A 21,719-nucleotide genomic window follows, 5' to 3' on the forward strand; every position below is an offset into this window, starting at 1 on the left:
CCGTACGACGCCGGGAGCGACCCCAGGGTCGTTAACACGCCGCGAATGTGTCGAGTTCGTGAACACCGCGTTCCCGCGCCTGGAGCGCGCGAGATAGTTCGGTTGCGGCGGCGGCGGACCGCCGCGTGTCACTGCCCGAAGCGCCGGTCGCGGGCCGCGAAATCGCGGATCGCGCGCAGGAAGTCAACCTCGCGGAGGTCGGGACCGAGCGCCTCGACGAAGTAGAACTCCGAGTGCGCCGACTGCCAGAGCAGGAAGTCGCTCAGGCGCTGCTCACCCGAGGTGCGGATGACGAGGTCGGGATCGGCCTGACCGCCGGTGTAGAGGTGTTCGCCGATCTGCTCGGGAGTGAGGCTCGCCGCCAGCTCCTCGAGCGATCCGCCCGACTCGTCGTGCTTGACGATGATCGAGCGCACGGCATCCACGATCTCGCTGCGACCTCCGTAGCCGACCGCCAGATTGACGTGCAGACCCTTGTGTCCACGGGTGCGCTCGGTGGCCTCGTGCAGCACCTCGGCGAGCGCCGGGGGGAGCCCTTCGGCGCGTCCCACGTGCTGTACGCGCCAATCCGGCTCGCGCGAGAGTTCGCCCGCGAGCTGCGCGATGATGTCGATCAGGTCGTCGAGTTCGCGACTGTCGCGCTTGACGAGGTTGTCGTTGGAGAGCAGGTACAGCGATACGACCTCGATGCCGAGGTCGTCGCACCAGCGCAGGAACTCGTGCATCTTCGCCGCTCCGGCGCGGTGACCGTGGGCGGCACTGTCGAACCCCAGCTGCCGCGCCCACCGACGGTTGCCGTCGATCATCATGGCGACGTGATGCGGCACGGTGGTCGGCATCCGACGGCGCAGGCGCGAGATGTACAGACGATAGAGGGGGCCTCGCCCCTCGTTCTTCCACACACGCGCCACCCGCCTACGCTATCGCGTCACCGTGGGTCGCCATCATCCGATGCGGGTGGTCGTTCCTGAGGGAAGGGTGAGGGTCCACCCATGTTCCTCGCGGAGCATGGGTGCAGACGTAGGGTCGGAAGGGTGACCACCTCCACCCCGGCCGACGGCCCCGAGATGCCCCAGCTCCCCCTGCTCGACGCGGGAGCCGTGGGCGCGCAGGCCGAGCTCAAGCCCACGTGGCGCGGCTGGATCCACGCGGGCACGTTCCCCGTCGCGATCGCGGCGGGCATCGTTCTCATCGCCCTCGCGCAGGGAGCCCCCGGCAAGTGGGCGGCCGCGGTCTTCATGGCCACCTCGATGCTGCTGTTCGGCAATTCCGCCCTGTACCACCGGTTCCGCTGGAAGCCGAAGACCCTCGCGGTGCTCAAGCGCATCGACCACGCGAACATCCTGCTGCTGATCGCGGGCACCTACACGCCCCTCGCCGTCCTGGCCCTCCCGACGCCGAAGACGGTGCTGCTGCTGTCGATCGTGTGGGGCGGGGCGCTCCTGGGCATCCTGTTCCGCGTCTTCTGGATCGACGCACCGCGATGGCTGTACGTCGCCCTTTACCTCGCGCTCGGCTGGGCGGCCGTGATGTACCTCGGCGATCTGCTCGCGGCCAACGTCGCGATGATGGTGCTCGTCGTGGTGGGTGGCCTGCTCTACACTGCGGGCGCCATCGTCTACGCGATCAAGAAGCCCAACCCGTGGCCGGGACACTTCGGGTTCCACGAGATCTTCCACGTGTGCACGGTGCTGGCGTTCCTCTGCCACTGGACCGCGTGTCTTCTCATCGCCCTGGCCCCGGCGTACCACGGCGGCTGATCGTCCGCCGCCGGCGAGAAGCGTCGCTTCTCGGGCGCCGTGTCCGGAGTGCGCGGGCCGCTCGAAGCCCCACGAAAACCCGGGGTCGGGCCCTGTCTGCGCCGGGGAGGTCCGCGGATGCCGGATGCCGGGCCCCTGAGCCGGGATCAGCTCCGCGGTGCGGCGGGATCGATGTCCTCGTCGTCGGTCTCGCTGGCGGCCTCGGCCGCGCGCGCCTGCTCCTCGGCATCCAGTTCCGCGTTGACCTCCTCGCGGTAACGCCCGCGGCGGATGCGCCGCAGCATGTCCCACACGAGGAGGAACACGGCGAGGCCGATGAAGGCGATCGCGGCGAAGCCGAGCGGTCCGGGCGTGACGATCGCGGGATCGGGAGTGGCGGCCGGGGTGGGCGTGGTCACGAGGGCGACGATCACGGGGAGCATGGAGTCCTTCGGTCCGGGCGGAAGCGCGTAGCCTGGAACTCCAGCCTAAAGCCCGGGGAGACCATGACGACGCAAGAGCTGCTCGACGACCGCTACGGGCGCACACGCTCGCCGCGGCGGCGCATCGTGAGCTGGTCGATCGTCGCGGTTCTGGCCCTGGGCGCCATCGGCTACCTCGGGTGGACGACGGTGTCGAGCAGCCTGTCCTCCGTCACCGCCACCGACACCGGCTTCACGGTGGTCGACGACCGCACCGTGACCACGACGTTCCAGATCACGGCCCCCACCGGCCAGCCCGTCGCGTGCGCCCTCGAGGCCCGCGACGAGGAGCACGGCACTGTGGGATGGCGGGTCGTCGAGTACCCGGCATCCGAGGAGCACTCGCGCGCCTTCACCGAGCAGATCCCGACGCTGTCGTTGGCGACCACGGGTTTTGTCAACGCTTGCTGGGTGCCGTAAACTCGCAGGTCACGACGCGCCCCGGCTCGATGCCGGGGCGTTCGACATATCCCCCGCCGACGGCCCGACACGCTCGCCGTCAGCGCCTCGACGAAGGAGTAACCGTGTCCAACGACGCTCAGGTGACGTTCCTCACGCAAGACGCCTACGACCGCCTCGCCAACGAGCTCGAGCACCTCTCGACCACCGGCCGCGAGGAGATCGCGAAGCGCATCGAGGCCGCGCGCGAAGAGGGCGACCTCAAGGAGAACGGCGGCTACCACGCCGCGAAAGACGAGCAGGGCAAGCAGGAGGCGCGCATCCGCACCCTCCAGCAGCTTCTCAAAGACGCCAAGGTCGGCGAGGCCCCCGAGAGCCACGGTGTGGTCGAGTCGGGAACCGTCGTCACCGCCGTGATCGCCGGCGGCGAAGAGGTGTTCCTCCTCGGCAACCGCGAGATCGCGGTCGACTCCGAGCTCGACGTCTACAGCGAGGCCTCGCCGCTCGGCGCCGCGATCCTCGGTCTGAAAGAGGGCGACAAGAACTCCTACACCGCCCCCAACGGCAAGCAGATCTCCGTCGAGATCGTCAAGGTCGAAACCTACTCGGGACAGTAATCCCCTTCGTCCGCGAGCCGCTCCCCCGATCCGGGGTGGGCGGCTCGCGGCGTCTGCGGTGGAAACCTCCGCTCGCCGCGTCGGCGGGCGTCAGTTGGGAACGACGGTCGCGACGAACCCGGCGTCTTCGAGCGTTCGGATGACGAGCGCCCGGTGCTCCTCGCCGCGCGTCTCCACGCTCAGCTGCAGGATGACCTCGCTGATCTGCAAGCCCTGCCCGTGGCGTGTGTGCAGCACCTCGATGACGTTGGCGCCCACCTGGGCGAGCAACTCCGACACGCGCGCGAGCTGTCCCGGGCGGTCGGGAAGCGGGATGCGCAGTGACATGTAGCGGCCGGATGCCGAGAGCCCGTGCGCCACCACGCGCTGCAGCAGCAGTGGATCGATGTTGCCGCCCGAGAGGATCGTGACCGTCGGTCCGGTGGCGTGCACCTTGCCCGCGAGGATCGCGGCCACGCCCACGGCGCCCGCGGGTTCGACCACCTGTTTGGCACGTTCGAGCAGCACGAGGAGCGCGCGGGCGATGTCGTCTTCGGTGACCGTGACGACCTCGTCGACGTACTGGCGGATCAGTTCGAACGGCAGGTCGCCGGGACGAGCGACCGCGATGCCGTCGGCGATCGTCGGTGTCGTCTCGACCTGCATCGGGTAGCCCGCGGCGAGCGACGACGGGTAGGCGGCGGAGTTGTGCGCCTGCACGCCGATGATGCGCACCTTGCGGCCCTCGGCGGCGGCACGGGCCTTCACCGCGGCGGCGACGCCCGCGGCGAGCCCTCCCCCGCCGATCCCGACGATGACGGTCTCGAGCTCGGGCATGTCTTCGACCAGCTCCAGACCGAGGGTCCCCTGCCCCACGACGATGTCGCGGTGGTCGAAGGGGTGGATCAACACCGCGCCCGTGCGCTCCGCGAACTCGGCGGCGAGACGCAGCGGTGTCTCGACCGTGGCACCCTCCAGGATCACCTCCGCGCCGTACCCGCGCGTGGCGAGCAGCTTCGGCACGGGAACACCCAGCGGCATGAAGATCGTCGCCGACATGCCGAGTTGCTGCGCCGCGAGGGCCACACCCTGCGCGTGATTGCCGGCGGATGCCGCGACCACGCCGCGGGCGCGCTCCTCGGCGGTCAGACGCGAGAGGCGGTACGTCGCGCCGCGGATCTTGAACGAGCCCGTGCGCTGGAGATTCTCGAGCTTGAGGTTCACCGGCACCCCGAGCAGCTCACTCAGGTGCAGAGACTCGTCGAGGGGCGTCCGCGTGATGATGCCGCGCAGAGCCTGCGCGGCATCCTCAAATTCGGCCAGGGTGGGAGTGTCGTTCATGATCTCCTTCCGCGCTCGCGCGGGACGGTCCGCCAGATGAGATCCGGGGATGCCAGGGCGTCGCCGTTCTGCTGCCACGCCTTCGAGCTGAGGTACACCGCGACGACGTTGACGAACGCGGCGAGCGGGACGGCGAACAGGGCGCCGGCGATGCCCCCGATCATCGCCCCGCCCGCGACGACCAGCACCACGGCGAGCGGGTGCACCTTGACGGCCGAGCCCATGAGGATCGGCTGGAGCACGTGGCTCTCGAGCTGCTGCACACCGAGCACGACGATGAGCATGAACAACGCCACGAGCGGGCCGTTGTAGACCAGGGCGATGAAGACGGCGAGGGCGCCCGTCGCGACCGCCCCGACGAAGGGGATGAACGCGCCGAGGAAGACGAGCACGCCGATCGGGATCGACAGCGGCACGCCGAGGATGAACGCGCCGAGTCCGATGCCGATCGCGTCGATCGAGGCGACGAGCAACTGCGTGCGGGCGTAGCTCTTGACCGTCCGCCACCCGGCTCGCCCGGCGCCGTCCACGGCGGGGCGGGCGACGCGCGGGAACAGCCGCGTCGTCCACCGCCAGATACCGCCGCCGTCGGCGAGCAGGCACAGGAGGATGAAGAGGGTGAGCAGCACACCGGTGGCGACGTGCCCGAGGGTCGTACCGATCGCCAGGGCACCCGTGTACAGCACCTCCGCCTGCTGCTGCACGAACGTGCCCGCCTGGCGGAGGCCGTCGTCGATCTGCTGAGCGCTGAGGTGCAGCGGCCCGTCGATGAGGTACTGCCGGAACTGACCGACGGCGTCGACCGTGCGGTCGCGCACGGAGCCGAACTCACGCGAGATCTGCCACACCGCGAGCCACACGAGACCCGAGATGATGGCGATGGTGCCGAGCACCGTCACGACGATCGCCAGCCATTTGGGCCAGCGGTGCCGTAGGAGGAACGAGAAGCCCGGCCACACCAGCGCCGTGATCAGCACGGCGACCAGCAACGGCACGACCAGCAGCTTCAGCTGGATGACGACGAAGATGATGACGCCCAGGGCAGCCGCGATGACGAGCAGCCGCCACGCGTACGCGGTGGCCTGTCGCAGGGCGGGCGGAACCGGCGGCTGCAGGTCGCTCGAGACGGTGCGGCGCTTCAGAGCGTCGAGCAGCGATCCGCGGGGCTCGGGACCGGTGTCGCTCATCCCGTCAGCCTACCGCCGCGCTCCCCCGTCGATCGCTGCATGTCGGAGGGGGTGGATACGTTGGCAGGTATGACAACGACGCTCCGTCGCGCCGACGCGCGCCGCATCGCCCTCGCGGCGCAGGGCTTCGCCCGCGCCCGCCCCGAGACGGTCGGCACGCGTCAGGTCACGGGCGCGCTCACCCGCATGCGCATCCTGCAGATCGACTCCGTCAACGTCTTCTCCCGGTCGCACTACATGCCGCTGTTCGCGCGTCTCGGCGCCTACGACACCACCCTGCTCGACCGGCTCGCCTTCGAGCGGCGGCCGAGATGGGTCGAGTCGTGGGCGCACGTGGCATCCCTCGTCTCCGTCGACGACTGGCCGCTGCTGCAGTTCCGTCGCGACGCGATGCGCGAGAAGTACGGCCACGATGAGTGGGCGGAGGCCCATCGGCCGCTGCTGCAGTGGCTGCGCGACGAGCTGGCGGAGCGGGGACCGCTGAGGCCGGCCGAGATCGACCACGACGCCCGCAGCGGTCCGCGCGGGTCGTGGTGGGGCTGGGACGACGTCAAGAACGGCCTGGAGCGCCTCTGGCTGTTCGGCGACGTCGCGATCGCGGGGCGACGGGGGTTCGAGCGGCGATACGCACTGGCAACAGACGTGCTCCCCGTCTCGGCGCTGGAGTCGTCCGTCCCGCGCGGCGAAGCCATCGCCGAGCTCATCCGACGCGCGGCCGTCGCATACGGTGTCGCGACGGCATCCGACCTGGCCGACTACTGGCGCATCCGCGACCGGCCCGCCGTGCTCGCCGCCGTCCACGACCTCGTCGACGCCGGCGAAATCCTCCCTGTTCAGGTGGACGGGTGGCAGGTGGCCGGCCGGCCCGCGAAGGCGTGGCTGCACCGCGACGCCGCCCGGCCCCGCCGGGTAGACGCCGCGGCGATCCTCTCGCCCTTCGACCCCGTCGTGTGGTTCCGCGACCGCGCCGAGCGGCTGTTCGACTTCGACTACCGCATCGAGATCTACACACCCGCCCCTCAGCGTCGTTTCGGCTACTACTCGCTGCCGGTGATCGTCGGTGACGATGTCGTGGGTCGGCTCGACCTCAAGGCAGACCGCGCCGGCAGCGCCCTGCGCGTGCAGTCGGCGTGGTGGGAGCCCGGGGCGCCGCCGGATGCCGCCGAACGCGTGGCCGCCGAACTCCGCACCGCCGCGCGGTGGCAGGGTCTGGAGCACGTCACCGTTTCGCGGTGGGGAGACGCGTCGGACGCCCTCGCCGGCGCACTGCGAGCGGATCGCCACGACCATCCCGACGGTCGGACGAACTAGAACGCGCCCCGCCGTCGAAACGGAGGAGGCGCGTTCGATCAGAACTGGACGCGTGGGGGTTCGGAGATGGCCGCGCCGTCGATGACCTCGAAGAATTCGCGCTCGTGGAAACCGAGCTGACGGGCGAACATGTTGTTCGGGAACACCTTGATCTTGGTGTTCAGCTCGCGCACGCCCCCGTTGTAGAACCGGCGCGACGCCTGGATCTTGTCTTCGGCGTCGACGATCGCGTGCTGCAGCTGCAGGAAGTTCTGGCTGGCCTGCAGCTGAGGGTAGGCCTCCGCCACCGCGAACAACGACCTCAGCGCCTGTTGCATGTGACCCTCGGCGACGCCCGCCTCGATCGGCCCCTCTGACGAGAGCGTCTCTGCGCGTGCCCGCGTGACGTTCTCGAACACGGCCTTCTCGTGTGCGGCGTAGCCCTTCACTGTCTCGATGAGGTTGGGCAGCAGGTCGGCACGACGCTTGAGCTGCACGGTGATGTCGCTCCACGCCTCGTCGACGCGCACGTTCAGCGCCACCAGCGCGTTGTAGGTGGCCCACAGGTAGATGGCCGCGATCACCACGACGCCGGCGATCACGATGACCGGTACGAGCCACTCCCACATAAGTCCCCACACTCCGTTCGAGAGATTGCCCTCCAGTGTAACTGCGGGCGGGCTGCCGTTACGGAGGGGGCCCGTGACTCCCAGGGGATGCGGATGCGCGAGATCCCGGAAGTGCCGCGGTACCGGAGAGAGGGGCGGGACCAGGTCGGCCCGAGGCTCGTACCCCCGGTGGGACTCGAACCCACACTGAAGCGATTTTAAGTCGCCTGCCTCTGCCATTGGGCTACGGGGGCCCGTGCTCCACCGTAGCGCGAGCGCACCGCACGCGACGGCATCGCGCGACGCGCTGCACACCGAGCGCTATCACCGAGCACCGAGCACCGCGCACGAAAACCGCGAACCGCCCCCGCGCCCACCGTCGCCCCGTACGCCGAGACCCCCGCAGCCGGACGGGCGCGGGGGTCTCGGGCAGAGAAGGGTTACTTCGCCGCGACGGGTTCGGGCTTCTTCTCGGCCGGGGCGTCGGCCGGGGGCGCCGCCGGACGCGGACGGGCGGCGAACTCTTCGAACGCCGCGCGCGGCTGCTGCACGGCCTCGAGCGAGACGACCTCCCGGCCGTGGACGATGTTCTGCATCCAGTCACCGATCACGCGGAACTTGCGCTCCCACGTGGGCATGGCCAGACCGTGGTAGCCGCGGTGGGCGAACCAGGCGATCAGACCGGTGAGGGCGATGTTGCCCGACTGGAACGCGCCGTTGTACAGGCCGAGGCCGGCCACGGCGCCGAGGTTCTTGTGGTTGTACTCCTTCGGAGTCTCGCCGCGGAGCACCGCCACGAGGTTCTTCGCCATGAGCTTGCCCTGACGCACCGCGTGCTGTGCGTTGGGGACGCAGAAGCCGCCGACGCCGCCGCCCGACAGGTCGGGAACGGCCGAGACGTCACCGGCGGCCCAGGCGCCCTCGACGATCTCCTCTTCGGTGCCGACGCGCAGGTCGGGGCGGGTGCGGATGCGACCGCGCTCCTCGACCGGCAGGTCGCTGCCGCGGACGACCGTGGGGTTGGCCATGACGCCGGCGGTCCAGATGATGAGGTCGGTGGGCAGCTGCTCTCCGGTGGAAAGCTCGACGACGCCGTCGACGGCGCCCTTGACCTGCGTGTCGAGGTGCACGAAGGCACCCTTCTTCGCGAGGTCGGCGAGCACCCACTCGCTCGTCTTCTGCGACACCTCGGGCATGATGCGGCCCATGGCCTCGATGAGGTGGAAGTGGGTGTCGTCGAAGGTCAGGGTGGGGTACTGCTTGAGCAGCGACGACGCGTACGCGCGCAGTTCGGCGAACACCTCGATTCCGGCGAATCCACCGCCGACGACCACGACGGTCAGCAGGCGATCGCGCTCGGGACCCGCGGGCAGCACCGACGCCTTGTCGAAGTTCGACGTGAGGCGGTCGCGGATGGCGACGGCCTCCTCGATGGTCTTGAGGCCGATGGCGTTGTCGGCGATGCCCGGGATCGGGAACGTGCGCGACACGGCGCCCGCCGTCACGACGATCTGGTCGTAGCCCTGCTCGATGGTCGCATCGCCCGCGATCGGAGTGATCGTCGCGGTCTTGGTGGCGTGCGAGATGCCGGTGACCTTGCCCGCGATGACCGTCGTGCGCTTGAGGTGGCGACGCAGGCCCACCACCACGTGGCGGGGCTCGATCTCACCGGCCGCGACCTCGGGGAGGAACGGCTGGTACGTCATGTAGGGCAGCGGGTCGACGAGGGTGACCTCGGCCTCGTTGCGGCCGAGGAGCTTCTCGAGCTTCCAAGCGGTGTAGAAACCTGCGTAGCCCCCACCGACGATGAGGATTTTAGGCACGGTGTTGCTCACGATGGGAGGGACTCCTCGTTTGTGGTGCGGCTCGGCTCGCGGGAGGTGCGCGCCTGTCGGATTCGCCGGGCAGCAGCACTGACGCCGAGCGCAATCATTATAGCCGCCAGCGTCGCCCCGCCGAGCGGCAACGATCCGTAGAGCACGCTATCGCGCGACGGCAGCAGAGGCGAACCCGCGTCGGGCGCGGAGGCCACCGGCGGGAGCGGCGGGATCTCGATCGCCGTCGCCGTGGGCGTCGGCGCCGGTGCCGCGTCAGCGCGGCGATAGAGACGGATCCACTCGGCGAGGCTGCCGAGCGGATTCTCACTGACCGCGTCGACGCGAGACGAGGAGACCGCTCCGGCGGCGTCCACCAGTCCGTAGCCGTAGAGCTTGTCGGGAACGGTCGCCGCTCCGGCGGCGGGCTTGGCGGTCTGGATGAGTCGGTTCAGCACGTTGTCGGCGTCGAGGTCGGGGTGAGCCGAGCGCACGAGCGCGGCGATGCCCGCCACGATGGGCGCCGCTCCACTCGTGCCGTTCCAGCCCACGAGGGTCCCGTCGGCGGAGACGCCGATCAGCCGCTCGCTGGGGGCCGAGAGTCCGATCGTGATGCCCTGCGTCGACGCGCTGTTGCTGGCCGTCCCACTCGGGTCGACGCCCCCGACGGCGAGCACGCCGGGGATGGTCGCGGGTGCGCCGACGCGATCGGTGCCGCTGCCCCGGTTCCCCGCCGCCACCACGACGACCACGTCGTGGTCGAACGCGTACTGGAAGGCGGTGTCCCAGCTGGTGTCCCAGTCGAGCGTGTTCGTCGTGAGCGAGAGGTTGATGATCGTCGCGCCGTTGTCGACCGCCCAGCGCATGGCTTCGGCGATCTGCTCCGTGAACGGCTTCGTGGTCGACGCACCGAAGCCCACCGAGATCGACAGCAGCTCGGCCTCCGGAGCGACGCCGATCATGCCCCGGCCGTTGCCGGTGCCGCGCGCGGCAGCGAGGGAGGCGACCCAGCTGCCGTGGTTGGCATCCACCGCTCCCACCGGAGTGCGCCCGTCGGACGAGCCGACGCCCGACACGTCGGTGCCGCCGACGACCGCCCCGGTGAACTCCGCCGGTCCGCGTGCGATGCCGGTGTCGATGATGGCGATCGTCTGCCCCGCGCCGCGCGTGGTCTTCCAGGCCTCGCGCACGCCGTACTGGTCCAGCCAGTACTCCCCCGCCCGCACGGAGTCGGTCGGGTCCTCGGGCACGGGTCCCGGCGTCGCCACGGGAGCCGCCGTCGCGCCGGTCAGCACCGCCACCAGGATGACGGCTGCCACCGCGGCGACGACGCGCTTCATCCGCCGGCCCCGGGGCTCTCGCAGACGCACCGCTCGGGCGACCAGGTGCCGCGCTCCAGGGCGCGGTCGCCGATCGGGTTGACGCCGGGACCCGCGGCCAGGGCATGGCCCGCCAGAGCGTGGAGGCACTTCACGCGCGTGGGCATGCCGCCCGCCGAGATGCCCGCGATCTCCTCGGGCTCGCCGTAAGCGGCACGGTCGCGCAGATACGCCTCGTGAGCACTCAGGTAGGCGGCCTGAAGCTCTTCGTCGGCAGCGAGCTCGTCGGAGAACTCCTTCATGACGTGTCCGGCCTCGAGCACCGACATCGCCGCCGTCGCGGCGGGGTGCGTCAAGTAGTAGAAGGTGGGGAACGGACTGCCGTCGTCGAGTCGCGGCGACGTCGCGACCACCGTCGGATTGCCGCACGCGCATCGCGCGGCGATCCCGACGACCCCGCGCGGAACGCGGCCGAGCTGCGCCTGCAGAACGGCGATGTCGGCGTCGGAAGCGGGGGGAAGAGGTGCGGTAGTCATCGGTCCCAGGGTACCCGGAGCCGCCCGCAGCCGCCCGAGGCGGGCGACGGACGATCCACATGGCGGCCGGTGCCGCCCGCGTCAGCCCGCGGGGGCCGGGGTCGGGTCGGGCACACCGATCTCCGGCGTGGTCGGCACGGCGACCTGCGCCGCTCCCGAGGCGGCCACGGAACGCACGAGCTGCGTCATCCAGTCGGTGCGGGTCTGCCCGACGTCTCCGCTGACCTCGTCCGGCTCCTGCGGCGTCGCCGAGGCCGGCAGATCGTTGTCGATGAGGTACACCACCTCGCCGGGGAACGTGTAGCCGAGCCGCTCCCGGGCCTGCGTGCGGATGTACGCCGGGTCGGACCACCGGTCGCGCTGCGTCTGCAGCTCGGCGACCTCGCTCTGACTGAGCTCGACGGCGCTGCGGAGGGCCTGGACCTGTTGGCGCTGGTCCATGTACGTGCCCACTGTGGGCACGAGCACGAAGGTCCCGAGCACCACGAGCCCCAGCATGATCACGACGAATCCCGAGATGCGGACGCGACCGAGCCACTCGCGCACGTCGACCCGCCGCGTCGGCGCACCCGCGCGCGCGGGGCGCGTCCGCACCGACGACGGGGTGGGCTGCGGCCGCTTCTTCACCGGCGAACCCGCGGAACGCGTGGGCGTCTTGGGGGCCTTGGACGTCTTCGGCGTCTCGGATGCCGCGGGGCGACGGGGAGGCAGTGTCGGTCGTTCCACGGCATCCCCTCTCGTTCACCCGTCTGACCGGGCATCGAACCGCAGGCGAGTCTACGTCGCGAGGGGCGCGCCTCCCGCGGACGCGCCGGGGTCTCGGCATCCTCCAGCCGGGAACGACGAAGGAGGGGAAGCCGTCCGGCTCCCCCTCCTCGCGTGTCGGTCGTCAGCCCTTGAAACGGGGGAACGCCGAGCGCCCGGCGAAGACCGCCGCGTCGCCCAGGTCTTCCTCGATGCGCAGCAGCTGGTTGTACTTCGCGACGCGCTCGCTGCGCGCGGGAGCACCGGTCTTGATCTGGCCGGCGTTCACCGCGACCGCGAGGTCGGCGATGGTGGTGTCCTCGGTCTCGCCGGAGCGGTGCGAGAGCATCGAGGTGTACCCCGAGCGGGTGGCGAGGGAGATGGCATCCAGCGTCTCGGACAGCGTGCCGATCTGGTTGACCTTCACCAGCAACGAGTTCGCGACACCGAGGTCGATGCCCTGCTGCAGACGCTTCGGGTTGGTCACGAACAGGTCGTCGCCGACGAGCTGGACCTTGGAGCCGATGGCATCCGTCAGCTTCTTCCAGCCGTCCCAGTCGTCTTCGGCGAGGGCGTCCTCGATGGTGACGATCGGGAAGTTGGCGACGAGGTCGGCGAAGTAGTCGACGAGCGTGTCGACGCTCCACTCCTTGCCCTCGACGGTGTAGACGCCGTCCTTGTAGAACTCGGTCGCGGCGACGTCGAGGCCGACGGCGATGTCCGTACCGGGGGTGAAGCCGGCCTTCTCGATCGCGCGGATCAGGAAGTCGAGGCCCTCGCGGTTGCTGGGCAGGTCGGGGGCGAACCCGCCCTCGTCGCCGAGACCGGTGTTGTAGCCCGCGGACTTCAGCTCGCCCTTGAGGACGTGGTACACCTCGGTGCCCCAGCGCAGCGACTCGCCGTAGGTCTCGGCGCCGATGGGCGCGAGGAAGAACTCCTGGAAGTCGATGCCGTTGTCGGCGTGCTCGCCGCCGTTGATGACGTTGAACAGGGGAACGGGCAGCAGGTGCGCGTTGGGACCGCCGAGGTAGCGGAACAGGGGCAGGTCGGCGCTGTCGGCGGCGGCCTTGGCGACGGCGAGCGAGACGCCGAGGATGGCGTTGGCGCCGGTGCGCGACTTGTTGTCGGTGCCGTCGGTGTCGATCAGGATCTCGTCGATGATGCGCTGCTCGCTCGCCTCGACGCCCTCGATGGCGGGGCCGAGTTCGTCGACGACGGCGGCGACGGCCTTGAGCACGCCCTTGCCGCTGTAACGGCTCTTGTCACCGTCGCGCAGCTCGTAGGCCTCGAAGGCGCCGGTGGACGCGCCGGAGGGGACGGCCGCCCGCTGGACGATGCCGTCGTCGAGGAGCACCTCCACCTCGACGGTCGGGTTACCGCGCGAATCCAGGATCTCGCGCGCGTTGACAGCCTCGATAAGTGCCACGAAGGACTCCTCGTTGGTTCTGGTGGAAAGAGGGCGGAACGTCGTCGGTCCACGGTCGAGTCTAGTGACCCGGGGTGACGGGCGTGGGGACGAGGAGGGACGGCGTGAACGGACCCGGGGCGTCAGCCGTGGCCCGGCGGCGGCGAACGCGCGCGCTTCAGGTCGTTTCCGAGCTCTTCCCGGATGCCGCGGACTCCGTCACGATCGCGAGGGCGACCCCGTCCCAGCCCTTGCGATCGAGGGTCTGCAGGGCGGTGGCGTCGAAGCGGGGATCGGCGCCGAGCATCTCGATCCCACGTCGCGCCCCCTCCACCTTCGGGTCGGCCGTGTCGGCGTCGGCGACCTCTCCCCCGCGCACGACGTTGTCGAGCACGACCACGGTTCCGGGCCGGCCGAGACGCGCGGCCCAGTCGAGGTAGATCGTGTTCGACTCCTTGTCGGCGTCGATGAAGATCAGATCGAAGGGTTCGCCGCCGTCGAGAGTGGGCAGCACGTCGGCGCCGCGGCCGATGAGGATCTCGACACGGTCGGCCACCCCGGCGCGCTCCAGGTTGGCGCGGGCGACCCGGGCATTCGCGGGCTCGGCCTCGATGGTCACGACGCGGCCTTCGGCGGACACGGCCCGGGCGAGCCAGATCGTGGAGTAGCCGCCGAGGGTGCCGATCTCGAGCACCCGGCGAGCGCCCGCGATGCGCGCGAGGAGATGCAGGAACTTCGCGTTCACCGGGGCCACCTCGATCGCCGGGAGCCCGGCGTCGTGCTGCGCGCGCAGGGCCGCGTCGAGGAGGGGGTCGGATCCGACGAGGGTGTCGGTCAGGAAGGCGTCGACGTCGTCGTGGGTGCGCACCACCCCAGCCTGACGAGGGGATGCTCCGGGGTCAACGCTCGGCGCGCAGGTGGGCGCGGGTCATCTCGTCGTACTCCTCGTCGGAGAGGTCGTCGAAGCCCTTCGCCTCAGCGCGGTCGGTGCGCATCCACCGGATCATGAGGATGACGAGGATCGGCACGTCGGCGAACTCGGCGATGAACCAGATCATGTCGCCGGCGAGGTGCTGGTCGTGCAGCGTCGAGGGCCACCACGACATCGCCCGCGCGGCATCCGGGACGAGGTCCAGCACCGAGTCGTTCAGGCGCAGCAGCAGACCGGGCACCGAGTCGATGAGCAGCTCGACGAACGCGAGCAGGAACTCGATCGTCACGAACGTCGCCGTGTGCAGGGCGCCGAGGGCCGTCATGGGCAGCACCATCGCGAGCCCCACCAGCGGGACGAGGATGCCCAGCAGCCCCTCGATCACCGGGTTCACGCGCAGGATGCCGGCCACCGGCGTGAGGAACAGGCAGAACACCGCCGCGATGACGAGGGTGGCCACCATCGCGTTGCCGCTGATGCGCACGAAGCGCGAGCGCAGGAGCCGGGCCACCCGTGCCGCGGCCGGTCCTCCGCCGGCCTGCGCGAGCAGGTCGAGCGGGCGCCCGCTGGCGATACCGGCGGGCACCGCGAAGATCAGCAGGGCGATTCGGGTCGAGAACGCCCAGCGCAACTCGGCCGAATACGCGCCGAGGAAGCCCAGCTCCACGACCGCGTAGCTGCCGAGACCGAGCGCGAAGAAGCCGATCGTGCGCCGCACCGGCCAGTGCTCGCCGCGGCGCCGCACGCGCGCGACCCCGGCCAGGTAGGCGACGGATGCCACGACGACCACGCCGATCGCGAGCGGATCGGCGTACCAGGTGGTCAGGAGGAGAGCGAGAGGAGGCGTGAGGGCACGGTACGACCGCGACTTATGCGTTCACCGGGCGCATGGCCGCTCTCGGCCGGCCGCTCTCACCGCGGCGCCGCCGCGCGCATCGCGCCCGGGACCGCGCCCGGCCCCACTCGCGTCCGGTTCGCGGGTGTGCTCTCGTCGGCCGTCTCGAGCGCCGCGAGCACGGCGGGCAACAGCGCCTCGGCGGTGCGGCGGTACCCGAGCGCGCTGGGGTGGAAGCGGTCGACGCTGAACATCTCGTCGGGCCGCTCGGCGAAGACCGGGCCGACCGCGCGGGCGAGGGCCACCACGCGCCCACCGGCGCGGTGCACGGCGGCCGCCTGCGCCGCCGCGAGCTGTCGCGATGAACGGGCGGCGAGCGCACGCAGGGGCTGAGGGATGGCACGCAGCGTGCCGAGGTCGGGGCACGTGCCCACCACGACCGGCGCCCCGCGCTCACGCAGCGCGACGACGGTCTGCGCCAGCTGCTCCGCGGCGCGCGAGGCGGGGATGCGGTGCGTCACGTCATTGCCGCCCACGACGATGACGGCGACATCGGGCCGGTAGCCCGCGGGCACGGCGGCGACCTGAGCGGCCAGGGCGGAGGTCTCGGAACCGACGACCGCCGCGGTGCGCAGACGTACCGGACGGCCGGCGGAGCGGGCGATGCCCTTGGCGAGCCGCGCACCGAGCGTGTCGCGTCGATGTCCGGCCCCGAGCCCCGCCGCGATCGAGTCGCCGAGCAGCAGCAGCTCCACGGGCTCACCCGGGTGCTTCTTGCGGCGCCACACGCGGTCGGCGTCCAGAGCCTGCTCGCCGAGGGGCTTGCCGATGCGTCGGCGGGCGATGGCCGCCTGGCGCGCGATGAGTGTGCGCAGGCCCACCACGCCGGCCCCGAGGAGCGCGAGCGTCGAGGCGGCGGTCAGGGTCACCGGTCGACGCGCGCGCATCCCCCGATGACACCGAGCCGCGATGAACACCGGGTGGACGCGGCGTGACGCCGAGGCGAAGCGGGTCTCCCGGCATCCTGGGTCCATCCCGAGGGCACCGGATGCCGCAGTCCCGTCGCCTCAGCCGGCGGCCCGCCGCGGAGAGCCCCCACGACGCCGTCGTCAGCGCCGTCGCGTAAACGTCGCTCTCGGCGCGGCGCGGCCGCCGTCGCGGCGACGGCCTCCCCTCCTGCTCAGGCGAGGGGCTTGAGCTCGAGCGTCTCCGCGGTCGTCTCGGTGCCGACCGTGGCGAAGGCGGTGTAGCCGTCGGCGGCTGAGCGCTCCAGCAGCGCCTTCATGTTCTTCGCGCGCTGTTCGATGCGCACGCGCACGCCGTTCGCCACGAGGTGGGTCTTCAGAGCGAGCAGCTGAGCGAGCGGCACGTCTCGGTCGTGCACCAGCACGACGGAACCCGCGCAGTCCGCGGCGGTCTCGGGCAGAAGGTCGACGAGACGCTCGAAGCCGATCGAGAAGCCGACCGCGGCGACCTGCTGGCCGAGGAACCGGCCGATCATCCCGTCGTACCGCCCTCCGCCGCCGAGCGAGTAGTCGACGCTCGGGTGGGCGAGCTCGAAGATGGTGCCCGTGTAGTAGCCCATCCCGCGCACCAGGAACGGATCGAACACCAGTGGCACCCGTCCGCCGCGTGCCGCGGCGACCGTTGCACCGAGGTCGACGAGGTGCTCGACGATCTCGTCGGGGATGCCGTCCGGAAGACCCGCGCGGATCTGCGCCTCACCGAACGCCTCACCGCCGCCCTGCGGGCGCTCCAGGTACGCCGAGCAGGCGTCGACCGCGGCGGGAGTCGCACCCCGCTCGCGCAGTTCGGCGACCACGCCCGACACGCCGATCTTGTCGAGCTTGTCGATCGTGATGAGCACACCCGGACGCTCGTCGGCGATGAACCCGAACACATCCAGCATCGCGTCGAGTGCGCGGCGGTCGTTGACGCGGATCGAGCCGCCCTCGAGCCCCAGTGCGTCCAGCACGTCGAGGCTCGCGATCATCAACTCCGCCTCCGCGCGCGGCGAGGCGTCGCCGATGACGTCGATGTCGCACTGTACGAACTGCCGGTAGCGCCCCTTCTGCGGACGCTCGGCGCGCCACACCGGAGCGATCTGGATCGCGCGGAACACCGTCGGCAGCTGCGCGCGGTGCGTCGCGTAGAACCTCGCGAGGGGGACCGTCAGGTCGTAGCGCAGGCCCAGGTCGGCCAGAGCGGACGGGTCGTCGGCCGCCGCCCGGATGCCGTCGGCATCCATCCCGCGCTTGAGGATGCTGAACGACAGCTTCTCGTTGTCTCCGCCGATACCCGCGTGGAGGCGGTCGTAGTCCTCCAGCACCGGGGTCTCGATCTCGTCGAACCCGTGCGCGCGGTAGCGCTCGCGGATGACGGCGAGCACGCGCTCGCGGCGGGCCTTGTCGGCGGGGAGGAAGTCGCGCATGCCGCGCGGCGGGTTCACGGATGCCACGCGTCCATTGTTCCAGGCTCTCGCGGCTCCGCGAGCGCGGGCCCGGGCGTGCGCCGCACCGAGATGACCCGTGATCGCCGAGACGACCCCGCAAGAGTCGCCGCCTCGGGTCTTCTCGGCGATCGCGTGTGATCTCGGCGCCGGTCAGGTCTGCTCGGCCGCACGCACCTCCTCGCGAAGCGCGCGGAGACGTTCGCGTAGCGCGCGTTCGGCATCCCAGCCCTGTTGGCGCGCGCGCTGCACGAGCCAGAGCAGTGCATCGCCCAGCTCGTCCTCGCTCGTGGGCTCGGCGAGGCGGTGCGTCGGCGCGGCGACTCCCACCTGGGCGGCCTTGCCGACCACCTTCTGTGCGAGGGCCAACGAGGGCATGTGGTCGCTCACGCCGTCGAGCACGCTCGTGCGCTCGCGCTTCTCGGCGGCCTTCGCCGCGTTCCAGTGCACGAGCACTTCCTCCGGAGTGGATGCCACGGCATCCCCGAAGACGTGAGGATGCCGCCGCACCATCTTCTCGGTCAGGCCGCGCGCGACGTCGTCGATGTCGAAGGGGTCGTCGGCGGACCCCGCGGCGATCTCGGCGTGGAAGAGCACTTGCCAGAGCAGATCCCCGAGCTCTTCGCGCAGGTCCGCCCGCGTTCCGGTCTCGACGGCGTCGATGACCTCGGCGCTCTCCTCGACGAGGTAGGGCACGAGATCGCGGTGATCGATCCGCTGCGTCCACACGCAGCGCTCCCGCACGGCGTGCATGGTCTCGGCGGCCTCCCGCAGGGCGTCCTCGCTCACGGCTCTCCTCCCGCGGCCCCGGCGGTGCCGCTGCCCCGAGTATCCCCCGCCGCGGCAGGCCCGGCGGCGAACCCGGGCGCCCGCGTCGCGCGTGCCCCGGGAACCCCCGGATGCACATCGCAGGAGATTGCGGATGCCACTTCCCCGCACCCTCGAAAACCTGCGGCGCCGGCCCCACCCCGCCGAAGAATGTCCTGCATTCCGTCGACGCGACGGTCCCGGTTCGTCACATGTCATCGGGGCACGACGCGACGCGGATAATCTGGGGCGTGTGCGTGAACTGACCCCGACCGAGGCCATCGACCTCGTGGGCCGTTTCGAAGCCGGCCAGGAGCTCCCCGAGCAGATGCGCGCCGACGTGCGCCTGCTCGGCTCCCTCCTGGGCCGTGTCCTTCAGGAGAGCGGCTCCCCCGGACTGTACGACGACGTCGAGCGGCTGCGCACGGCGACGATCCAGGCCTACACCGACGAGACCTCCGAGGCGTTCGAGAGGGCCGCGGCCATCGCCGACGGCTTCTCGATCGAGCGGGCCGACGAGGTGGCGAGGGCCTTCACGGCGTACTTCCACCTGGTCAACCTCGTCGAGGAGCACCAGCGCGTCCGCGTGCTGCGCGAGCGGGGCGACCGAGCGTCGCGAGCCGGCACGCCCGACACGATCGCCGCGGCCTTCGAACGTCTCTCGAGCGAGGTCGGTGAGGACACCGCCCTCGAGCGTCTGCAGGCGCTGCGCTTCCACCCCGTCTTCACGGCCCACCCCACCGAGGCGCGCCGCCGCGCCATCTCCACGAGCATCCGCCGCCTGTCGGAGCTGCTCGGGGAGCACGACGCCGCGGGCGAGAACGACACCGAGACCCGGCGCACCGAGCGCCGCATGCTCGAGGAGATCGACACCCTCTGGCGCACGGCCCCCCTGCGCCGCGAGAAGCCCTCGCCGGTCGACGAGGTGCGCTCGGTCATGGCGGTGTTCGACGAGACGCTCTACACCGCCGTCCCGCGCGTCTACCGCCGCATCGACGACATCCTCCAGGGCGAGAACGCGGGCGCCCGTGCCCCCATCGTCAAGCCGTTCGTGCGCGTCGGCTCCTGGGTGGGCGGCGATCGCGACGGCAACCCCTTCGTGACGGCATCCGTCACCCGCAAGGCCGCCGCCATCGCCAGCGAGCACGTGCTGCTCGGCCTCGAGCGCACGACGCAGCGCGTCGGTCGCGGACTGACCCTGGATGCCGACAGCACCCCGCCCAGCGACGCCCTCGTCGTGCTGTGGCACCGGCTGCGCGCAGCCGACGAAGACGCCGCGGCCGAGATCGCCGAGCGCTCCCCCGACGAACCGCACCGCCGCATCCTTCTGCTGCTCGCGCGCAAGATCGCCGCGACGCGCACCCGCAACGCCGACCTCGCCTACCGCGACCCCGAGCACCTGCTGGCGGATCTCCGCTGCGTGCAGGACTCCCTCGTCGCCGCCGGCGCCGCGCGCCAGGCCTACGGCGCGCTGCAGCGTCTGGTGTGGCAGGTCGAGACCTACGGCTTCCACCTCACCGAACTCGAGGTGCGTCAGCACTCGGCCGTCCACCGCAAGGTTCTCGACGAACTGCGCGCGGGCGGCGCCCGCAGCGAGCAGGCCGACGAGGTGCTCGAGGTCTTCCGCTCGATCGCCTACGTGCAGGAGCGCTTCGGCCCCCGCGCCGCCGGTCGCTACATCGTGTCGTTCACGCAGTCGGCCGAAGACCTCGCGAACGTGCACGAACTCGCGGCCTACGCGATGGGACCGGGCGAGGCCCTCCCCGTGCTCGACGTCATCCCCCTGTTCGAGACCTTCGCCGACCTGCAGGCGGCGCCCGGCATCCTCGCCGAGATCGTCTCCCACCCCTCGTTCGTGAGCCGACTGGATGCCACCGGCCGACGCCTCGAGGTCATGCTGGGCTACTCCGACTCCTCGAAGGACGTGGGTCCGGTCGCCGCGAACCTCGCCCTCTACGAGGCGCAGGCGAAGATCTCCACCTGGGCCGAGACCGAGGGGATCGAGCTCACGCTCTTCCACGGTCGGGGCGGCGCACTGGGCCGCGGCGGCGGGCCCGCGAACTCCGCGATCCTGGCTCAGCCCCCGCACTCCGTCGACGGGCGTTTCAAGCTCACCGAGCAGGGCGAGGTCATTTTCGCTCGCTACGGCGACGCCGACATCGCGATGCGCCACATCGACCAGGTGGCAGCGGCCGTGCTCACGGCGTCGTCACCCTCGATCGAGCGCCGCAACCGCGGCGCGGCCGGAGCGTTCGCCGACGTCGCCGCCACGATGGACGTCACTTCGCGGGAGCGTTTCTTCGCCCTCGTGAAGGCCCCGGGCTTCGCGCCGTGGTTCGCCACCGTCACTCCCATGGAGGAGCTCGGCCACCTCGCGCTCGGCTCCCGGCCGGCCCGTCGCGGCCTGTCCGTCGAGTCACTGGAAGACCTGCGCGCGATCCCCTGGGTGTTCTCGTGGACGCAGGCCCGCATCAACCTCGCGGGGTGGTTCGGGCTCGGTACCGCGCTCGAGGCCGTGGGTGACGAGCAGCGCCTGCGCGACGCCTACGAGCAGTGGCCGCTGTTCCGCACGATGATCGACAACGTCGCGATGAGCCTCGCCAAAGCGGATGAGCGCATCGCCCGCCGCTACCTCGCCCTCGGCGACCGCGACGACCTCGCCGCGCTCGTCATGGACGAGATGCTCCTCACCCGCTCGTGGGTCGAGCGCATCACGGGCGGCGGTCTACTCGGCAACAAGCCGGTGCTCCAGCGCGCGGTGAAGATGCGCAGCCCCTACGTCGACGCCCTCTCGCTGCTGCAGCTGCGTGCGCTCCGCGCGCTGCGTGACGCGTCGACCGAATCCGAGACGCCGGATGCCGAGCACCAGAGGCTCCTCCTGCTCTCGGTGAGCGGGGTGGCCGCCGGTCTGCAGAACACCGGCTGAGACCCCCGCGTCTCGCCCGGCGCGCCGGCTCCCTCTCGGAGTCGGCGCGCTGTCGTTTGCAGAAGACGACACCCCCGCGGACACACGAACGGGGAGCCGCTGACGGGCATGCGGAAGCGCCGGTGCGTTCGCACCCGGGACGGGGTGTGGAACGTACCGGCGCGAACACCCCGCAACACGGGTGGTGTCGCGGGGTTTTTGTGCCCGTAAATGCGAAATGGCCACCCAGCGTTGGGTGGCCATTTCGGTAAAGGAAGTCCGGCGGTGTCCTACTCTCCCACAGGGTCCCCCCTGCAGTACCATCGGCGCTG

General features: G+C 71.0%; 20 protein-coding genes and 1 tRNA gene. 5 read left to right on the forward strand and 16 right to left on the reverse strand.

Annotation, left to right across the window (positions count from 1 at the left end; genetic code table 11):
- Positions 1–128 precede the first annotated feature (128 nt).
- Entirely contained in the window at positions 129–902 is a 774-nt protein-coding gene (locus ACK4LS_RS05645) for an isoprenyl transferase (RefSeq protein WP_409714499.1), read from the reverse strand.
- Between the two features lie 165 nt (positions 903–1,067).
- On the opposite strand from ACK4LS_RS05645, the gene trhA reads away from it, so the two are divergent.
- On the forward strand, positions 1,068–1,760 hold the full coding sequence (trhA, locus tag ACK4LS_RS05650; RefSeq protein WP_409714502.1) for a PAQR family membrane homeostasis protein TrhA: 693 nt from the start codon (positions 1,068–1,070) through the stop codon (positions 1,758–1,760).
- 146 nt (positions 1,761–1,906) lie between these two features.
- Here the strand turns inward: trhA and ACK4LS_RS05655 are convergent, their stop codons facing one another.
- Positions 1,907–2,182, reverse strand: a complete 276-nt coding sequence (locus ACK4LS_RS05655; protein WP_409714451.1) for a hypothetical protein — start codon at positions 2,180–2,182, stop codon at positions 1,907–1,909.
- A gap of 63 nt (positions 2,183–2,245) precedes the next feature.
- Here ACK4LS_RS05655 and ACK4LS_RS05660 point away from each other — a divergent pair, with 63 nt between their 5' ends.
- Both ACK4LS_RS05660 and greA read left to right on the forward strand, forming a co-directional pair.
- Positions 2,246–2,641 carry a DUF4307 domain-containing protein gene (locus ACK4LS_RS05660; protein WP_409714454.1) on the forward strand — a complete coding sequence of 132 codons (396 nt, stop codon included), beginning with the start codon at positions 2,246–2,248 and terminating at the stop codon, positions 2,639–2,641.
- Positions 2,642–2,745: 104 nt separating this feature from the next.
- Positions 2,746–3,237 carry a transcription elongation factor GreA gene (greA, locus tag ACK4LS_RS05665; RefSeq protein WP_409714457.1) on the forward strand — a complete coding sequence of 164 codons (492 nt, stop codon included), beginning with the start codon at positions 2,746–2,748 and terminating at the stop codon, positions 3,235–3,237.
- 90 nt (positions 3,238–3,327) lie between these two features.
- On the opposite strand, the gene ilvA is transcribed toward greA, so the two are convergent.
- Together ilvA and ACK4LS_RS05675 are read right to left on the reverse strand one after the other, a co-directional pair.
- Positions 3,328–4,557, reverse strand: coding sequence for a threonine ammonia-lyase (gene ilvA, locus ACK4LS_RS05670; protein ID WP_409714460.1), 1,230 nt, complete (start codon positions 4,555–4,557; stop codon positions 3,328–3,330).
- Complete coding sequence (locus tag ACK4LS_RS05675; RefSeq protein ID WP_409714463.1) at positions 4,554–5,744, reverse strand: AI-2E family transporter; 1,191 nt, start codon at positions 5,742–5,744, stop codon at positions 4,554–4,556. The genes ilvA and ACK4LS_RS05675 overlap by 4 nt, the downstream gene beginning before the upstream one ends.
- A gap of 69 nt (positions 5,745–5,813) precedes the next feature.
- Here ACK4LS_RS05675 and ACK4LS_RS05680 point away from each other — a divergent pair, with 69 nt between their 5' ends.
- Entirely contained in the window at positions 5,814–7,055 is a 1,242-nt protein-coding gene (locus ACK4LS_RS05680; protein ID WP_409714466.1) for a winged helix-turn-helix domain-containing protein, read from the forward strand.
- Positions 7,056–7,093: 38 nt separating this feature from the next.
- Here the strand turns inward: ACK4LS_RS05680 and ACK4LS_RS05685 are convergent, their stop codons facing one another.
- The 12 genes from ACK4LS_RS05685 to ACK4LS_RS05740 form a co-directional block, all read right to left on the reverse strand.
- Positions 7,094–7,663: a LemA family protein gene (locus ACK4LS_RS05685; RefSeq protein WP_409714469.1), complete on the reverse strand. Its 570-nt coding sequence runs from the start codon at positions 7,661–7,663 to the stop codon at positions 7,094–7,096.
- 160 nt (positions 7,664–7,823) lie between these two features.
- Positions 7,824–7,896 (reverse strand) — tRNA-Leu (locus ACK4LS_RS05690).
- A 186-nt stretch (positions 7,897–8,082) separates the two neighbouring features.
- Complete coding sequence (locus ACK4LS_RS05695) at positions 8,083–9,465, reverse strand: NAD(P)/FAD-dependent oxidoreductase (RefSeq protein WP_409714505.1); 1,383 nt, start codon at positions 9,463–9,465, stop codon at positions 8,083–8,085.
- A gap of 8 nt (positions 9,466–9,473) precedes the next feature.
- Positions 9,474–10,796 (reverse strand): S8 family serine peptidase, encoded by a 1,323-nt coding sequence (locus ACK4LS_RS05700; RefSeq protein WP_409714472.1) that lies wholly within the window; start codon positions 10,794–10,796, stop codon positions 9,474–9,476.
- Positions 10,793–11,311 carry a DUF501 domain-containing protein gene (locus tag ACK4LS_RS05705; RefSeq protein ID WP_409714475.1) on the reverse strand — a complete coding sequence of 173 codons (519 nt, stop codon included), beginning with the start codon at positions 11,309–11,311 and terminating at the stop codon, positions 10,793–10,795. Before ACK4LS_RS05705 ends, ACK4LS_RS05700 begins: the two co-directional genes overlap by 4 nt.
- 81 nt (positions 11,312–11,392) lie before the next feature.
- On the reverse strand, positions 11,393–12,037 hold the full coding sequence (locus ACK4LS_RS05710; RefSeq protein WP_409714478.1) for a septum formation initiator family protein: 645 nt from the start codon (positions 12,035–12,037) through the stop codon (positions 11,393–11,395).
- 163 nt (positions 12,038–12,200) lie between these two features.
- A complete protein-coding gene (eno, locus tag ACK4LS_RS05715; RefSeq protein ID WP_409714481.1) occupies positions 12,201–13,481 on the reverse strand; it encodes a phosphopyruvate hydratase in 1,281 nt (426 codons plus the stop codon).
- Positions 13,482–13,638: 157 nt separating this feature from the next.
- Positions 13,639–14,328, reverse strand: coding sequence for an O-methyltransferase (locus ACK4LS_RS05720; RefSeq protein ID WP_409714484.1), 690 nt, complete (start codon positions 14,326–14,328; stop codon positions 13,639–13,641).
- A gap of 31 nt (positions 14,329–14,359) precedes the next feature.
- Positions 14,360–15,172 carry a cytochrome c oxidase assembly protein gene (locus ACK4LS_RS05725; RefSeq protein ID WP_409714487.1) on the reverse strand — a complete coding sequence of 271 codons (813 nt, stop codon included), beginning with the start codon at positions 15,170–15,172 and terminating at the stop codon, positions 14,360–14,362.
- 131 nt (positions 15,173–15,303) lie between these two features.
- Positions 15,304–16,155: an SGNH/GDSL hydrolase family protein gene (locus ACK4LS_RS05730; RefSeq protein WP_409714490.1), complete on the reverse strand. Its 852-nt coding sequence runs from the start codon at positions 16,153–16,155 to the stop codon at positions 15,304–15,306.
- Positions 16,156–16,406: 251 nt separating this feature from the next.
- Positions 16,407–17,657: a histidine--tRNA ligase gene (gene hisS, locus ACK4LS_RS05735; RefSeq protein WP_409714508.1), complete on the reverse strand. Its 1,251-nt coding sequence runs from the start codon at positions 17,655–17,657 to the stop codon at positions 16,407–16,409.
- Positions 17,658–17,828: 171 nt separating this feature from the next.
- Positions 17,829–18,428, reverse strand: a complete 600-nt coding sequence (locus ACK4LS_RS05740; RefSeq protein WP_409714511.1) for a MazG family protein — start codon at positions 18,426–18,428, stop codon at positions 17,829–17,831.
- A gap of 307 nt (positions 18,429–18,735) precedes the next feature.
- Between ACK4LS_RS05740 and ACK4LS_RS05745 the strand changes: the two genes are divergently transcribed.
- Positions 18,736–21,408: a phosphoenolpyruvate carboxylase gene (locus tag ACK4LS_RS05745; RefSeq protein WP_409714493.1), complete on the forward strand. Its 2,673-nt coding sequence runs from the start codon at positions 18,736–18,738 to the stop codon at positions 21,406–21,408.
- Positions 21,409–21,719: the final 311 nt, after the last annotated feature.

The organism is Microbacterium sp., from assembly GCF_046295495.1.
In the GTDB taxonomy this organism is placed as follows: Bacteria; Actinomycetota; Actinomycetes; order Actinomycetales; family Microbacteriaceae; genus Microbacterium.

What these genes read in the sequence shown, in the direction of transcription:
- ACK4LS_RS05660 (WP_409714454.1), top strand. Translation starts at nt 2,246, where the DNA reads ATGACGACGCAAGAGCTGCTCGACGACCGCTACGGGCGCACACGCTCG.
- ilvA (WP_409714460.1), bottom strand. Translation starts at nt 4,557, where the DNA reads ATGAACGACACTCCCACCCTGGCCGAATTTGAGGATGCCGCGCAGGCT.
- hisS (WP_409714508.1), bottom strand. Translation starts at nt 17,657, where the DNA reads ATGCGCGACTTCCTCCCCGCCGACAAGGCCCGCCGCGAGCGCGTGCTC.
- ACK4LS_RS05675 (WP_409714463.1), bottom strand. Translation starts at nt 5,744, where the DNA reads ATGAGCGACACCGGTCCCGAGCCCCGCGGATCGCTGCTCGACGCTCTG.
- ACK4LS_RS05705 (WP_409714475.1), bottom strand. Translation starts at nt 11,311, where the DNA reads ATGACTACCGCACCTCTTCCCCCCGCTTCCGACGCCGACATCGCCGTT.
- ACK4LS_RS05680 (WP_409714466.1), top strand. Translation starts at nt 5,814, where the DNA reads ATGACAACGACGCTCCGTCGCGCCGACGCGCGCCGCATCGCCCTCGCG.
- ACK4LS_RS05740 (WP_409714511.1), bottom strand. Translation starts at nt 18,428, where the DNA reads ATGCACGCCGTGCGGGAGCGCTGCGTGTGGACGCAGCGGATCGATCAC.
- ACK4LS_RS05700 (WP_409714472.1), bottom strand. Translation starts at nt 10,796, where the DNA reads ATGAAGCGCGTCGTCGCCGCGGTGGCAGCCGTCATCCTGGTGGCGGTG.
- ACK4LS_RS05685 (WP_409714469.1), bottom strand. Translation starts at nt 7,663, where the DNA reads ATGTGGGAGTGGCTCGTACCGGTCATCGTGATCGCCGGCGTCGTGGTG.
- ACK4LS_RS05655 (WP_409714451.1), bottom strand. Translation starts at nt 2,182, where the DNA reads ATGCTCCCCGTGATCGTCGCCCTCGTGACCACGCCCACCCCGGCCGCC.
- trhA (WP_409714502.1), top strand. Translation starts at nt 1,068, where the DNA reads ATGCCCCAGCTCCCCCTGCTCGACGCGGGAGCCGTGGGCGCGCAGGCC.